The sequence below is a fragment of the Xanthomonas sp. WHRI 7945 genome (genome assembly GCF_035026585.1).
In genome coordinates, this window is record NZ_JAYIQP010000001.1 from 453235 (window position 1) to 467757 (window position 14523).

Annotated in this window: 13 protein-coding genes; 10 read left to right on the forward strand and 3 right to left on the reverse strand. The window is 68.1% G+C overall.

What is annotated here, in order from left to right; translation table 11 throughout:
- Positions 1–62: 62 nt before the first annotated feature.
- From VDQ83_RS01835 to VDQ83_RS01855, 5 genes are all read left to right on the forward strand, one after another.
- Positions 63–2672, forward strand: coding sequence for a bifunctional aspartate kinase/diaminopimelate decarboxylase (locus VDQ83_RS01835; RefSeq protein WP_455433638.1), 2610 nt, complete (start codon positions 63–65; stop codon positions 2670–2672).
- Positions 2656–3114 carry a hypothetical protein gene (locus tag VDQ83_RS01840; RefSeq protein WP_455433639.1) on the forward strand — a complete coding sequence of 153 codons (459 nt, stop codon included), beginning with the start codon at positions 2656–2658 and terminating at the stop codon, positions 3112–3114. Before VDQ83_RS01835 ends, VDQ83_RS01840 begins: the two co-directional genes overlap by 17 nt.
- Positions 3111–4466, forward strand: coding sequence for a UDP-N-acetyl-alpha-D-muramoyl-L-alanyl-L-glutamate epimerase (murL, locus tag VDQ83_RS01845; protein ID WP_455433640.1), 1356 nt, complete (start codon positions 3111–3113; stop codon positions 4464–4466). The genes VDQ83_RS01840 and murL overlap by 4 nt, the downstream gene beginning before the upstream one ends.
- Complete coding sequence (gene murD, locus VDQ83_RS01850) at positions 4447–5880, forward strand: UDP-N-acetylmuramoyl-L-alanine--D-glutamate ligase (RefSeq protein WP_455433641.1); 1434 nt, start codon at positions 4447–4449, stop codon at positions 5878–5880. The genes murL and murD overlap by 20 nt, the downstream gene beginning before the upstream one ends.
- 204 nt (positions 5881–6084) lie before the next feature.
- The gene (locus VDQ83_RS01855; RefSeq protein ID WP_455433642.1) at positions 6085–6879 is read left to right on the forward strand and encodes a dienelactone hydrolase family protein; all 795 of its coding nucleotides are present in this window, start codon (positions 6085–6087) and stop codon (positions 6877–6879) included.
- Between the two features lie 211 nt (positions 6880–7090).
- Here VDQ83_RS01855 and VDQ83_RS01860 read toward each other — a convergent pair whose 3' ends face one another.
- Positions 7091–8089, reverse strand: a complete 999-nt coding sequence (locus VDQ83_RS01860) for a polyprenyl synthetase family protein (RefSeq protein WP_455433643.1) — start codon at positions 8087–8089, stop codon at positions 7091–7093.
- A 192-nt stretch (positions 8090–8281) separates the two neighbouring features.
- On the opposite strand from VDQ83_RS01860, the gene VDQ83_RS01865 reads away from it, so the two are divergent.
- From VDQ83_RS01865 to VDQ83_RS01885, 5 genes are all read left to right on the forward strand, one after another.
- Positions 8282–8800: a single-stranded DNA-binding protein gene (locus VDQ83_RS01865; protein WP_263395193.1), complete on the forward strand. Its 519-nt coding sequence runs from the start codon at positions 8282–8284 to the stop codon at positions 8798–8800.
- A gap of 520 nt (positions 8801–9320) precedes the next feature.
- Entirely contained in the window at positions 9321–10217 is an 897-nt protein-coding gene (locus VDQ83_RS01870; RefSeq protein WP_455433644.1) for a hydroxypyruvate isomerase family protein, read from the forward strand.
- Between the two features lie 30 nt (positions 10218–10247).
- Positions 10248–11933 carry a GMC oxidoreductase gene (locus tag VDQ83_RS01875; protein ID WP_455433645.1) on the forward strand — a complete coding sequence of 562 codons (1686 nt, stop codon included), beginning with the start codon at positions 10248–10250 and terminating at the stop codon, positions 11931–11933.
- On the forward strand, positions 11933–12508 hold the full coding sequence (locus VDQ83_RS01880; RefSeq protein ID WP_455433646.1) for a gluconate 2-dehydrogenase subunit 3 family protein: 576 nt from the start codon (positions 11933–11935) through the stop codon (positions 12506–12508). Before VDQ83_RS01875 ends, VDQ83_RS01880 begins: the two co-directional genes overlap by 1 nt.
- A 44-nt stretch (positions 12509–12552) precedes the next feature.
- Entirely contained in the window at positions 12553–13296 is a 744-nt protein-coding gene (locus VDQ83_RS01885) for a 3-keto-disaccharide hydrolase (RefSeq protein WP_455433647.1), read from the forward strand.
- A gap of 33 nt (positions 13297–13329) precedes the next feature.
- Here the strand turns inward: VDQ83_RS01885 and VDQ83_RS01890 are convergent, their stop codons facing one another.
- Both VDQ83_RS01890 and VDQ83_RS01895 read right to left on the reverse strand, forming a co-directional pair.
- Complete coding sequence (locus VDQ83_RS01890; RefSeq protein ID WP_455433648.1) at positions 13330–13626, reverse strand: c-type cytochrome; 297 nt, start codon at positions 13624–13626, stop codon at positions 13330–13332.
- Positions 13627–13644: 18 nt separating this feature from the next.
- Complete coding sequence (locus VDQ83_RS01895) at positions 13645–14511, reverse strand: sugar phosphate isomerase/epimerase family protein (protein ID WP_455433649.1); 867 nt, start codon at positions 14509–14511, stop codon at positions 13645–13647.
- Positions 14512–14523: the final 12 nt, after the last annotated feature.

Below are 14523 nucleotides of genomic sequence, written 5' to 3' on the forward strand. Positions count from 1 at the left end.
GAATCGCAGGTTCCGCCCGGCGTTCCGGGCCTCTTTCCCTCCACCAGACCCCCACACACGAAATGTCATCTTCCCCCCACGTCGATCGTTGGATCGTCCTCAAGTTCGGCGGCACCTCGGTGTCGCGTCGTCATCGCTGGGACACGATCGGAACGCTGGCGAAAAAACGCGCCGACGAGACCGGCGCGCGGGTGCTGGTGGTGGTATCGGCGCTGTCGGGGGTGACCAACGAGTTGACCGCGATCGCCGACGGCAGCGCCGACAGCGCGCAGCGCGTGGCCGCGCTGGAGCAGCGCCACCGCGAGTTCCTGGGCGAACTGGAGCTGGATGCGGACGCCGTGCTCGGCGAACGCCTGGCGGCGCTGCGCGGGTTGCTGGACGATCCGCGCGCGGCGGCCCGCACGCTGGACTGGCAGGCCGAGGTGCTGGGCCAGGGCGAGTTGCTGTCTTCGACGCTGGGCGCGGCCTACCTGCGCGCCAGCGGCCTGGATGTCGGCTGGATGGACGCGCGCCAGTGGCTGGACGCACTGCCGCCGCAGCCGAACCAGAGCGAGTGGTCCAAGCGCCTGTCGGTGTCCTGCCAGTGGCAATCCGACGCCGCCTGGCGCGAACGCTTCGTCGCCCAGCCGGCGCGGATGCTGATCACCCAGGGCTTCATCTCGCGGCATCAGGACGGCGGCACCGCGATCCTCGGCCGCGGCGGCTCGGACACCTCGGCGGCCTACTTCGGCGCGCTGCTCGGCGCCAGCCGGGTGGAGATCTGGACCGACGTGCCGGGCATGTTCAGCGCCAACCCGCGCGAAGTGCCGGACGCGCGCCTGCTGACCCGGCTGGACTATTACGAGGCGCAGGAAATCGCCACCACCGGCGCCAAGGTGCTGCACCCGCGCTCGATCAAGCCGTGCCGCGACGGCGGCGTGCCGATGGCGATCCTGGACACCGAGCGCCCCGAGCTGCCCGGCACCAGCATCGACGGCAACGCGCGCACCGTGCCCGGGGTCAAGGCGATCAGCCGCCGCAACGGCATCGTGCTGGTGTCGATGGAAGGCATCGGCATGTGGCAGCAGGTCGGCTTCCTGGCCGACGTGTTCGCGCGCTTCGCCAAGCACGGCCTGTCGGTGGACCTGATCGGCTCGGCCGAGACCAACGTCACCGTGTCGCTGGACCCGAGCGAGAACCTGGTCAATACCGATGTGCTTGCGGCGCTGTCGGCCGACCTGGCGGAGATCTGCCGGGTCAAGATCATCGTGCCGTGCGCGGCGATCACCCTGGTCGGGCGCGGCATGCGTTCGCTGCTGCACAAGCTCTCGGACGTGTGGGCCACGTTCGGCAAGGAGCGCGTGCACATGATCTCGCAGTCGTCCAACGACCTGAACCTGACCTTCGTCATCGACGAGGCCGATGCCGACGGCCTGCTGCCGATCCTGCACGCCGAGCTGATCGACAGCGGCGCGATGCCGGTGGAGGAGACCGAGGTGTTCGGGCCGCGCTGGCGCGAGATCACCGGCAGCGTGCGCGCGCGGCCCACGCCGTGGTGGCACGCCGAGCGCGCGCACCTGCTGCGCCTGGCGCAGGCCGGCACGCCGCGCTATGTCTACCATCTGCCGACCTTGCGCGAGCGTGCCCGCGCGCTGAAGGCGATCGCGCCGATCGACCAGCGCTACTACGCGATCAAGGCCAATTCGCATCCAGCGATCCTGGAGGCGCTGGTCGCCGAAGACTTCGGCCTGGAATGCGTGTCGCACGGCGAACTGCGCCGGGTGTTCGACACCTTGCCGGAGCTGTCGCCGCGGCGGGTGCTGTTTACGCCCAGCTTCGCGCCGAAGGCCGAGTACGAAGCCGCGTTCGCGCTGGGCGTGACCGTCACCGTCGACAACGTCGAACTGCTGCAGCGCTGGCCGGAGCTGTTCCGCGGCCGCAGCCTGTGGCTGCGCATCGACCTGGGCCACGGCGATGGCCACCACGAAAAGGTCAACACCGGCGGCAAGGCGTCCAAGTTCGGGCTGTCGGCCACGCGGGTGGACGAATTCGTCGAGGTCGCGCGCACCCTGGACATCCGCATCGTCGGCGTGCACGCGCACCTGGGCAGCGGCGTGGAGACGGCGCAGCACTGGCGGCGCATGTGCGACGAGCTGGCCGGCTTCGCGCGCCGCATCGGCAGCGTGGAAGTCATCGACATCGGCGGCGGCCTGCCGATCGCGTACAGCGCCGACGACGAGCCGTTCGACCTGGACGCCTGGGCGCAGGGCCTGGCCGAGGTCAAGGCGGTGCATCCGGCGTTCCGCCTGGCGGTCGAGCCGGGCCGCTATCTGGTCGCCGAGTGCGGCGTGCTGCTGACCCGCGCCACCCAGGTGATCGACAAGGACGGCATCCGCCGGGTCGGCCTGGACGCGGGCATGAACGCGCTGGTGCGCCCGGCGCTGTACGACGCCTGGCACGACGTCGCCAACCTCAGCCGCCTGGATCGCGACGCCGATGCGGTGTTCGACGTGGTCGGCCCGATCTGCGAATCCAGCGACGTGTTCGGCAGGCGTCGCCGGCTGCCGGCCGCCACCGCGGCGGACGACGTGATGCTGATCGCCGACGCCGGCGCCTACGGCTACGCGATGGCCAGCACCTACAACCAGCGCGAGCTGCCGCGGGAGGATGTGATCGATGCGCCTGCAGGCTGAGTTCATCGCGCTCAGTGCCGTCGCCGGCGGCGCGGCGATGATGTTGGCCACCGCGGCCGATCAGACGGGCACGAGCCTGCCGTTGCAGTGGGCCGACAGCCTCAAATGGCTGCTGCCTGCGCTGATCGCAGCAGGGGCGGGCGCATGGTTGGCGTGGCGCTGGCAAGGCCGGTGGCCTGCCGGCCGTGCGGGCGCGATGGCATTGCGCACGGTGCTGCTGGGTGCATGCAGTTATGTGCCGGCGCTGACGTTATATCTCGTGGTGGTGTTCGCGGCGTCCGCCGATGCCACGCACGGGAGTTCGAACTGGGAGCTGTTTCCGCTGGCGCTCCTGTTCGGCTGCCTGCCATGGCTATGGGCGGCGTTGCCGTTTTCCATGATCGAATTTTTCCTGTGCCGACGCTACTTGCGTCGCACGCGCGTTCTTGCAGGTAGTCCATGACCGCTTTCGACAAACAGCAGATCACCACCTTCCGCTTCGTGCGCTGCGCGTTCGACGCCGACAGCGGCGTCGCGCATCTGGTCTATGCCTTCGACCATGGCCCGGAACTGGTGGAGACGATCACCGTGCCCGGCGCGCCGTTCGTGCTGGATGCGGCGCGCGCGCATGCGGTGCAGCGCGCGCTGCGCCTGCTGCACCTGATCGCCGGGGTCAGCTACTACAAGGCCGCGGTACCGCCGCGCATCGTCATCGACGACTACGCGATCGATGCCGAGACCGCCGCGCTGTTGGACAGCGTGTACCTGCACGGGCTGGGCGAGTTCGCCTACCGCAATGGGCTGGATCTGCGCGAGCGGATCCGTTTTCCGGTGAGCGCGGGCAACCAGCAGGACGCTGCGGCGCTCGGCCTGCGCACGCATGCCCTGGTCGCGATCGGCGGCGGCAAGGATTCGCTGGTCAGCATCGAGGCGCTGCGCGCGGCCGGCGTGGAGCAGACCGTGGCCTGGATCGGCGGTTCGCAGCTGATTCGCGCCTGCGCCGAGCGCACCGCGCTGCCGACCTTGAACATCGGCCGCGCGCTGGCGCCGGAGCTGTTCGAACTGAACCGGCAGGGTGCGTGGAACGGGCATATCCCGGTGACCGCGGTGAACTCGGCGATCCTGGTGTTCGCCGCGCTGCTGCACGACGCCGGCCAGGTGGTGTTCTCCAACGAGCATTCGGCCAGCTACGGCAGCCAGATCGCCGGGACCGGCGAGGTCAACCACCAATGGTCCAAGGGCTGGGCGTTCGAGCAGGCGTTCGGCGCCCACGTGCAGCGTTACGTGGCCGTGGACCTGCGCTACTACTCGTTGCTGCGCCCGCTGTCGGAGCTGGCGGTGGCGCGGCAGTTCGCCAAGAACGACCACTACGACGCGCATTTCTCCAGCTGCAACCGCAATTTCCACATCCTCGGCGAACGCCCGGCGCACCGCTGGTGCGGGGTCTGCCCGAAGTGCCATTTCGTGTTCCTGGCGCTGGCGCCGTTCATGCCGAAGACGCGGCTGGTGCGGATCTTCGGCCGCAACCTGCTCGACGACGCGGCGCAGGCGCCGGGCTTCGACGCGCTGCTGGAGTTCCAGGACCACAAGCCGTTCGAATGCGTCGGCGAGGGCCGCGAATCGCGCGCGGCGATGGCCACGCTGGCTGCGCGCGCCGAATGGAAGGAAGACGCGCTGGTGGCGCGCTTCATCCGCGAGATCCAGCCGCAGCTGGACGCCGGCGACCTGCGCGTGGAGCCGTTGCTGACGCTGGACACGCAGCACCGCGTCCCGGCCGAACTGTGGGAACGCGTGCGTGCGAATTTCGCAGCTTGAGGGCCTGCGGGTCGCGCTGTGGGGCTGGGGGCGCGAGGGGCGGGCGGCATATCGCGCGTTGCGCGCGCGGGACTCGGGACTCGGCACTCGGGACTCGATAGCAGCGCTGCCGCTAACGGTGTTCTGCTCGGCTGACGAAGCCGCCGAGGTCGCGGCGTTGCACGATTCCGAGTTGCAGGTGGAAACCGAAGCCAGCGCCGAGCGCTTGGCGGCGTTCGACGTGGTGATCAAGTCGCCGGGGATCAGTCCGTATCGGCCCGAGGCGCAGGCCGCCGCGGCGCGCGGCACGCGTTTCCTCGGCGGCACGTCGCTGTGGTTCGCCGAGCACGCGGATGCCGACGGCGTGGTGCCGGGCAGCGTCTGCATCACCGGTACCAAGGGCAAGAGCACCAGCACCGCGCTGCTGGCGCATCTGCTGCGTGCCGGCGGCCACCGCACCGGCCTGGTCGGCAACATCGGCCTGCCGTTGCTGGAGGTGCTGGCGCCGCCGCAGCCGCCGCAGTACTGGGCGATCGAGCTGTCCAGCTACCAGACCGGCGACGTCGCGCGCAGCGGCGCGCGGCCGCAGCTGGCGCTGGTGCTGAACCTGTTCCCGGAACATCTGGACTGGCATGGCAGCCAGGCGCGCTACATCGAAGACAAGTTGGCGCTGGTGACCCAGGCGCGGCCGCGCATCGCGCTGCTCAATGCCGCCGATCCGCAGCTGGCGGCGTTGGCGCTGCGCGACAGCGAGGTTCGCTGGTTCAATCGCGAAGACGGCTGGCACATGCGCGGCGATGTCGTGCACCGCGGCGACGTGGCGGTGTTCGACAGCGCGCGGGTGCCGCTGCCGGGCCGGCACAACCGTGGCAACCTGTGCGCGGTGCTGGCGGCGATCGAGGCGCTGGGCCTGGACGCAGCGGCGCTGGCGCCGGCCGCGGCGGATTTCCGGCCGTTGCCGAACCGGCTGCAGACCCTGGGCGAGCGCGACGGCATCGCCTACGTCAACGATTCGATCAGCACCACCCCGCACGCCACGCTGGCGGCGCTGGACTGCTTCCGCGGACGCCGCATCGCGCTGCTGGTCGGCGGTCACGACCGCGGCCTGGACTGGCAGGACTTCGCCGCGGCGATGCGCCACGGCGCGCCGCTGGAGATCGTCACCATGGGCGCCAACGGCCCGCGCATCCACGCGCTGCTGGCGCCGCTGGCCGCGGCCGGCGGCTTCGGCCTGCACGCCACGGTGGATCTGCCGGCGGCGGTGGCGTTGGCGCGCGCCGCGCTGGGCGAGGGCGGCGGGGTGCTGCTGCTGTCGCCGGGTGCGCCGAGCTTCGGCGCCTACCGCGACTACGTGGCGCGCGGCCGCCATTTCGCCGAACTGGCCGGGTTCGACCCGGAGGCGATCAGCGCGATCCCGGGCCTGGGGATCGCCTGAGCTGGTTGCGCCTGGATCGGGCCGGCACGTGCGCCGCTTGCCAGGCGCCGTGCCTGGAGCACCTCGATCGAGATGATGCTGGTCTATGGGAGCGACTCCGGGTGACCTCGGGCCATCAGTCGCGACGGGCATTGCCGATAAGCCCGTCGCGACTGAAGTCGCTCCCACAGTAGACTGCCGGCTGGTCCCAATGGGAGAGACGCGATGCGCACTCGTTCGATGCGGTGGATCGGCCTGCTGGGCCTGGCCTTGGCGCTGCCGTTGCCGGCGCTGGCTGCGATGCAGGCCAAACCGGTGGAATGGAAGGTCGGCAAGGACAATTTCAGTGGCGTGCTGGTCTACGACGACGCCGACAGCGACAAGCGTCCCGGCCTGGTGATGGTGCCGAACTGGCGCGGCGTCAACGCGTCGGCGATCGACAAGGCCAAACAGCTGGCCGGCGACGACTACGTGGTGCTGCTGGCCGACGTCTACGGCAAAGGCAAGCGCCCGGCCAACGACACCGAGGCCGGGCAGTTCGCCGGTGCGCTGAAGAAGGATCCGGCGACGCTGCGCGCACGCGCCTTGAAGGCGGTCGACGTGCTGAAGGCGCAGGCCGGCAAGGCGCCGCTGGATGCATCGCGGATCGGCGCGGTCGGCTTCTGCTTCGGCGGCACCACGGTGCTGGAACTGGTGCGCGCCGGCGCGCCGCTGGCCGGCGTGGTCAGCCTGCACGGGGGCCTGTCCACGCCGTCGCCGGCGGCCGCGGGCAGCGCGAAGGCGCCGCTGCTGGTGCTCAACGGCGCCGACGACAAGAGCGTGAGCCGCGACGACATCGCCGCCTTCGAGCAGGAAATGAACGGCGCCGGTGCCGACTGGCAGTTCGTCAACTTCAGCGGCGCCGTGCATTGCTTCGCCGAGGCCGACGCCAACAGCCCGCCGGGCTGCCAGTACAACCCGCGCGCGGCCAAGCGTGCCTTTCGCATGCTGCACGATTTCTTTGATGAGCGATGGGATTAGGGATTCGGGATTAGGGATTCGCAAAAGCGGCAGGTCTGCGCTTTACGAATCCCAACCCTGTCAGGGCACACGCGCGCGTCGGATCAGCGCTTAAGTTCGACTGCGGAGCACGCGTTTCGGAACCATGGGGATTTGCAGAAGCCGCATCGCCGCTTCTGCGAATCCCCAATCCCCAATCCCCAATCCCGTCCGGCGCGCGCAGCGCGCCGGATCAATGCCTGCGTTCGATCGCGTAGCGGGCCAGTCCGCGCAGCGCGGCCAGGGCTTCGCTTTCCGGCAGGCCGTCCAGCGCACGTTCGGCGGCGGCGGCGTATTCGGCGGCGCGGCGCCGGCTGTAGTCGAGCCCGCCGCTGGCCTGGATCGCCGCCAGCACTTCCGGCATCGCCTCCGCATCGCCCTGTTCGACGATGTGGCGCAGGCGTTGGCGGGTGGCAGCGTCGGCGTGCGCCATCGCGTGGATCAGCGGCAGCGTGGCCTTGCCTTCGGCCAGGTCGTCGCCCAGGTTCTTGCCCAGGTCGGCGGCATCGGCGGTGTAGTCGAGCACGTCGTCGGCGATCTGGAACGCGTAGCCCAGGTGCATGCCGTAGTCGTACAGGCGCTGCTGCACCTCTTCCGAAGCGCCCGAGGCCAACGCCCCGAGCCGGGTGCCGGCGGCGAACAGCACCGCGGTCTTGCGCTCGATCACCCGCAGGTAGGCGGCCTCGTCGGTATCCGGGTTGTGCACGTGCAGCAACTGCAGCACTTCGCCCTCGGCGATGCGGTTGGTGGTGTCGGCGAGCAGCCGCATCACCGCCATGCTGTCCAGTTCGACCATCAGCTGGAAGCTGCGCGAGTACAGGAAATCGCCGACCAGCACGCTGGGCGCGTTGCCCCACAGCGCGTTGGCGGTGCTGCGGCCGCGGCGCAGGTCCGACTCGTCGACCACGTCGTCGTGCAGCAGGGTCGAGGTATGGATGAACTCGACGATCACCGCCAACTGGTGGTGCACCGGCCCGCCGCCGGCGCAGGCGCGCCCGGCCAGCATCACCAGCATCGGCCGCAGGCGCTTGCCGCCGGCGGAGACGATGTGCTCGGCGATCTGGTTGATCAGCACCACGTCCGAAGCCAGACGGCGGCGGATCAGGGCATCGGCGGCGCTCATGTCGGGCGCGGCCAGCGCCTGGATCTGAGGCAGCCCCAGGGCGGGGCGGAGGTCTTCGGCGAGGCTCATGCGGTCGGACTAGGGGGAGTACAGGGATTATAGGCCACCCCGGCGAGGGCTCGCCTGACGCCTGAACCAGGAGAAGGCTGATATCCGTCGCCAGCCCGGTATAATTCACTGTCTGTGCCCGTTTCCGAGCGGGCGACCCTATCCGACATGCCCGCGCCCGAGCGGGTTCACCACCCCGAACGGAAGAATTCCATGGCCCGCGGCATCAACAAAGTCATCCTCGTCGGCAACCTCGGCAACGATCCCGACACCAAATACACCCAGGCCGGCATGGCGATCACCCGCATCAGCCTGGCCACCACCAGCGTGCGCAAGGACAAGGACGGCAACCAGCAGGAGCGCACCGAATGGCACCGCGTGGTGTTCTTCGGCAAGCTCGGCGAGATCGCCGGCGAGTACCTGCGCAAGGGCAGCTCGGTCTACGTCGAAGGCTCGATCCGCTACGACAAGTACACCGGCCAGGACGGCGTGGAGAAGTACTCCACCGACATCGTCGCCGACGAGATGCAGATGCTCGGCGGCCGCGGCGAAGGCGGCGCTGGCGGTGGTGCCGGCATGGGCGGCGATCGCCCGCAGCGCTCGGCGCCGCCGCGCCAGGACCGCCCCAACCAGGGCGGCGGTGGTCAGGACTACGCCCCGCGCCGCCAGCAGCCGGCGCCGCAGCAGTCTGCGCCGATGGACGATTTCGCGGACGACGACATCCCGTTCTGAGCAACACCTGCCACAAGTGTCGATAGAGATCTGAAGAGCCCCGTTTTTACGGGGCTTTTCTTTTCTCAATGATTTCCGTGAAAAAAAAGCGCATCAACGCGCCATCGCCTGGGTAGACGCGCAGGCTGCCATCGTGCGTGTCAAAGGCGCTCTCATGCAGCACGCAGCCGCAATCCAGGTGCCGGTATGGCGTGTCGGGCAAGTTCTTCTCGGAGTAGCGCCCACTCCATGGGCCAGTTTGAACGCGGCGTGGAGCCACGGTTTCTCATGCTTCGCCTGCATGGCAGGCCATGGTTCGTGGCTTCCAGTCGCCTTTCGCTGCACATCTAGTAGTTCACCTCCGTACGCCGCCCGAAATTCCATTGCTGTCATGCAGCGATGGCGCGCAAGGCGTTGTGCTTTGCAGCATGCCTTTTCGTGCACTGCGTCTTGCAAAAAAACGATTGCCTCCTTTATGGTGCAATCGATTGCATTGCGGCGAATCCTCAGTGTTTGAACCGGTTGGGAGGCCGGGAAGCGGATGTCTATCCATTCGATCGGACCGGCGCCGGCCTCTGGGTTCACGAGGCGCGATGCGCTGCGCGTTGCTGTCGCCGGGAGCCTTGGCCTGGGCGCTGTGGGTATGCTGCCTGCGTTTGCCGCTGCCGCGCCGCTCAAGGGCAAGCTGAAGCATTCCGTCTGCCGCTGGACGTTTCCGCAGCAGTCGATCGCCCAGCTTTGCCAGACGGTGAAGGGCATCGGTTTCGCCGCCATCGATCTGGTTGGCCCGGCGGATTGGCCCACGCTGAAGGCCAATGGCGTGCACAGCTCGATGTGCAACGGCGCGGAGATGGGCCTGGACAAGGGCTTCGCCGGCAGCCAGTTCCACGACCAGCTGGTCGAGCGCTACACGCGGCACATCGACCTGGTGGCCGACGCCGGCTATCGCAACCTCATCTGTTTTTCCGGCAATCGCAACGGCATGGATCCCCAGGAAGGCATGGCCCATGCCGAAGCGGGACTCAAGCGTATCCTCGGGCATGCCGAGAAGCGCGGCGTCGTGCTGGTGATGGAGCTGCTGAACTCCAAGGTCGATCATCCAGACTACCTGTGCGACCACTCGGCATGGGGCGTGGAGCTGTGCCGGCGGATCGGCTCGGATCATTTCGGCCTGCTCTACGACATCTACCACATGCAGATCATGGAGGGCGACATCATCGCCACCATCGGCAAGCATCACGCGTTCTTCAAGCATTACCACACCGCGGGCGTGCCTGGCCGGCACGAGATCGGAGACGATCAGGAACTCCACTATCCCGCCATCTGTCGCGCGATCCGCGATACCGGTTTCGATGGCTATCTGGCGCAGGAATTCATTCCTACGGCGCCGGATCCCGTCGGCTCGCTGCGCGAGGCGATCCGCCTCTGCGACGTCTGAAACGATATCCACCCAGGTGAAGTAGAACCCATGGCAGACAATCACTACGACGCCATCGTCGTCGGCTCGGGAATCAGTGGCGGTTGGGCGGCGAAGGAACTGACCGAGAAAGGTCTCAAGGTCCTGATGCTGGAACGCGGACGCAACATCGAACACGTCAAGGACTACGTCAACGCGATGAAGGAGGCGTGGGATTTCCCGCACCGCAACCGGCCGACCCAGGCGATGAAGGCCGACTATCCGGTGTTGATGCGCGACTACGGCCTGGTCGAGAACCTGCAGGGCATGTGGGCCAACGAAAAGGAATCGCCCTACACCGAGACCAAGCGATTCGACTGGTACCGCGGCTACCACGTGGGTGGTCGCTCGCTGATGTGGGGACGGCAGAGCTATCGCCTGTCGGACCTGGATTTCCAGGCGAACCTCAAGGACGGCATCGCCACCGATTGGCCGATCCGTTACGCCGACATCGCGCCCTGGTACGACTACGTGGAGAAGTTCGCCGGCATCGCCGGCACGCGCGAGGGCCTGGACGTGTTGCCCGACGGCGAGTTCCTGCCGCCGATCCCGTTGAACATCGTCGAGAAGGACGTGGCCGCGCGGATCAAGAAGGCCTTCGGCGGGACCAGGCACCTGATCCACTCGCGCACCGCGAACATCACCGAGCCCAAGGTCGAGCAGGGCCGCGTCAACTGCCAGTATCGCAACAAGTGCATCCTGGGCTGTCCGTACGGCGCCTACTTCTCGACCCAGTCGGCGACGCTGCCGGCGGCCATGAAGACCGGCAACCTGACCTTGCGGCCCTTCTCGATCGTCAAGGAAGTGCTCTACGACAAGGACCGCAAGCGTGCGCGGGGTGTGGAGATCATCGATGCCGAGAGCGGACAGACCTATCAGTACACGGCCAACGTGATCTTCCTCAACGCGTCCTCCTTCAACTCGACCTGGCTGCTGATGAACTCGGCCACCGATGTCTGGGAAGGCGGGCTGGGCTCTTCGTCCGGCGAGCTTGGGCACAACGTGATGGACCATCATTTCGGCGCAGGTGCCGCCGGCCGGGTCGAGGGCTACGACGACAAGTACTACTTCGGCCGGCGTCCCTGCGGCTTCTACATTCCCCGTTTCCGCAACGTCGCCGAGGAAAAGCGCGGCTACCTGCGCGGGTTCGGCTACCAGGGCGGCGCCAGCCGCACCGGGTGGTCGCGCGAGATCGCCGAGCTGAACATCGGCGCGGACCTGAAGGATGCGCTGACCCTGCCGGGCGACTGGCGCATCGGCATGACCGGATTCGGCGAAATGCTGCCTCACCACGACAATACGATTCGCCTGGACCCGCAGCGCAAGGACAAATGGGGGCTGCCGGTGCTGGCGATGGACGTGTCCCTGCGCGCGAACGAAAAGGCCATGCGCAAGGACATGGCCGCCGATGCCGCCGAGATGCTGGAGGCCGCCGGGGTCAAGGACGTGCAGATGCACGATGATGACTACGCCCCGGGCAAGGGCATTCACGAGATGGGCACCGCGCGCATGGGCCGTGACCGCAGCAATTCCGTGCTGAACCAGCACAACCAGGTCTGGGACGCGCCGAACGTCTACGTGACCGACGGCGCCTGCATGACCTCCAGCGCCTGCGTGAATCCTTCGCTGACCTACATGGCGCTGACCGCACGGGCAGCGGACCATGCGGTGCGCGAGCTGAAAGCGGGGAACCTGTGATGGAACGCCGCGAACTGCTGAAGATGATCCTCGCCGCCACGGGCGCGGCCATGATCGGCCTGCCCGCGCTCGCCCAGGGACAGGCGCCGGCCGAGGGGACGAAGCACGCGTTCTCCGCCGCCGATGTCGGCACGCTGGACGAGATCGCCGAGACCATCCTGCCGCGGACCAAAACGCCGGGGGCGAAGGACGCCGGCGTAGGCGTGTTCATGGCGCAATTCGTTACCGATTGCTACACCGCCAAGCAGCAGGCGGCATTCCGCGCCGGCCTGGTCGAGATCGACAAACGCGCCGGCGGCCGCTTCGTGTCGCTCACGCCGCAGGCGCGCACCGAGCTGCTGCGCGCGCTGGATGCAGAAGCCAGGAAACATGTCGTCGAAGTGGCCGACACCGGCACCGCCAAAGTGGCGGGCGCGATGCCGCATTACTTCACGATGATCAAGCAGCTGACCATCTTCAGTTTCTTCACGTCGAAGATTGCCGCGACCGAAGTGCTGCAGTACGTCGCCGTGCCGGGTCGCTACGACGGCGACCTGGCCTACGCCCCCGGTACGCCCGCGTGGGCGACCAGCTGATGGACCGCAACGCTTCGCCCATGCATCACTTCCCCGGGAACACCATGACCAGATCCCTCCTGATGGCGGCCAGCCTGCTGGCCGCGGCGCCTGCGTTCGCGCAGGCCGGCGGCGACCCGTCGCGCGATCCGACGAAGACCGAGGCGTGGAAGCCCGTGCCCGCGACCGTGGCCACGCCCGCGGGCCGGGCGCCCTCCGACGCGATCGTGCTGTTCGGTGGCAAGGATCTCTCCGCCTGGGAGTCGGAGCAGGGCGGACGCGTGCCCTGGAGCGTCGCCGGCGGCGCGCTGACCGTGGTGCCGGGGAGCAAGGGCATCCGCACCAAGCAGCGCTTCTGCGACATCCAGCTGCATGTCGAGTGGCGCACGCCCACCGCGACCCGGGGTTTCGAAGGCCAGCAGCGGGGCAACAGCGGCATCTTCCTGCAGGACCTGTATGAGCTGCAGGTGCTCGACAGCTACAACAATCCGACCTATGCCAACGGCCAGGCCGGCTCGATCTACAAGCAGGCCATTCCGCTGGTGAACGCCTCGCGTGCGCCGGGCGAGTGGCAGGCCTACGACATCATCTGGAAGGCGCCGCGCTTCTCGCAGGGTGGCGGGCTCATTTCGCCCGCCCGTATCACCGTCCTGCATAACGGCGTGCTGGTGCAGGACGACACCGTGCTGGCGGGCAAGACCGAGTACATCGGCGCACCTTCGTACTCGCCGCATGCGTGCGCGCCGATCTCCCTGCAGGAGCACGATTCCAAGGTCAGCTACCGCAACATCTGGGTGCGCGAGCTGTAGCGCCGGCACGCAGACGGCGCCGGCGCCGGCATCCTATTGCGCCAGGAAGCTGGCAATGTCGTCGACGTCCTGTTGCGACAGCTGGGGAAAGGGCGGCATCAAGCCGCCGCCCTTGCTGATCTTCTCCTTGATTTGCGCCGATTCCAGCCGCTTGCCCACGTCGGTGAGCGCGGGGAATGCGCCCGGGACGCCCGCGCGATCGGCGCCGTGGCAGGCCGTGCAATTCGTTGCGTAGAGTTGCGCGCCGGCCGCAGGGTCGTCCTTGGACCACGCCGTCGTCGCAAGCGTCGTCCCCAGTAGAACCACGGCCACTGTCAGGATCGTTTTCAAGCGTGACTCCTTCGCGTGCTAGCGATGTGCGCTGGCGGGCAGGCTGGCGGGCAGGTGTTCACGCAGGTAGTCGGCACCGGTCTGGACGACCGCGGCCGGATCGCGCGGACGGTCGTGCTCGATGATGTACCAGCGCACGCCGGCACCCGCCGCGGCAGGCAGGATCGCGTTCCAGTCCAAGACGCCCCGGCCCACGGCGGCGAAGCCACCCTCGTCCTCGGCCTGGCCTTTCGGTGCATTGTCCTTGGCGTGTACCGCGAACATGCGGCCCTTGAACTTGGCCAGCATCGCCGCCGGGTCGTAGCCCGCGCGCGCGACCCAGGCCAGGTCCAGCTCGGTCTGCAGGTCGGGGCCGGCCGCTGCGAACAGCAGTTCCAGGCCGGTCTTGCCATTGAAGTCCACCAGCTCGAAGTCGTGGTTGTGGTAGGCCAGATGCATGCCCTTGGCCCGCACCCGCGTCGAGAGTTGGCCCAGTTCCTTGCCCAATGCGGTCCAGCCCGCGGCATCGGTCGGCCGGTCCTTCTGGTCCAGGTACGGCACCACCAGCGTGGTGTTGCCGATCGACCGGTTGAAGGCCACCACGCTATCCAGGTCCTTGCGCAGCTCGGCCAGTTGCACGTGCGACGAGATCGCCTTGATCGCATACCTGTCCAGCAGCCGCTTGAGTTCCACAGCGCTGACGTTCTGCGTGCCGACCGTTTCCACCGCGCCCACGCCCGCGTCGTGGACGATCTTCAACTGTTGCTCGAGCGAGCCGGCGTCGCGCAGCGTGTACATCTGCACCGCGATGGGTGTTTGCGGGTCAGCGGCGTCGCGTGCGAAGGCGGGCAGGGCGACGAGCAGCAGCAGTGCGAGAGCGGCGGTTCTGCGTGTAGGGGTGTTCATCAAGAAGTTCTC

Bases quoted from the DNA above. Each gene is read 5' to 3' on its own strand.
- VDQ83_RS01835 (WP_455433638.1), top strand. From the start codon at position 63: ATGTCATCTTCCCCCCACGTCGATCGTTGGATCGTCCTCAAGTTCGGC.
- VDQ83_RS01840 (WP_455433639.1), top strand. From the start codon at position 2,656: ATGCGCCTGCAGGCTGAGTTCATCGCGCTCAGTGCCGTCGCCGGCGGC.
- murL (WP_455433640.1), top strand. From the start codon at position 3,111: ATGACCGCTTTCGACAAACAGCAGATCACCACCTTCCGCTTCGTGCGC.
- VDQ83_RS01855 (WP_455433642.1), top strand. From the start codon at position 6,085: ATGCGCACTCGTTCGATGCGGTGGATCGGCCTGCTGGGCCTGGCCTTG.
- VDQ83_RS01860 (WP_455433643.1), bottom strand. From the start codon at position 8,089: ATGAGCCTCGCCGAAGACCTCCGCCCCGCCCTGGGGCTGCCTCAGATC.
- VDQ83_RS01865 (WP_263395193.1), top strand. From the start codon at position 8,282: ATGGCCCGCGGCATCAACAAAGTCATCCTCGTCGGCAACCTCGGCAAC.
- VDQ83_RS01870 (WP_455433644.1), top strand. From the start codon at position 9,321: ATGTCTATCCATTCGATCGGACCGGCGCCGGCCTCTGGGTTCACGAGG.
- VDQ83_RS01875 (WP_455433645.1), top strand. From the start codon at position 10,248: ATGGCAGACAATCACTACGACGCCATCGTCGTCGGCTCGGGAATCAGT.
- VDQ83_RS01880 (WP_455433646.1), top strand. From the start codon at position 11,933: ATGGAACGCCGCGAACTGCTGAAGATGATCCTCGCCGCCACGGGCGCG.
- VDQ83_RS01885 (WP_455433647.1), top strand. From the start codon at position 12,553: ATGACCAGATCCCTCCTGATGGCGGCCAGCCTGCTGGCCGCGGCGCCT.
- VDQ83_RS01895 (WP_455433649.1), bottom strand. From the start codon at position 14,511: ATGAACACCCCTACACGCAGAACCGCCGCTCTCGCACTGCTGCTGCTC.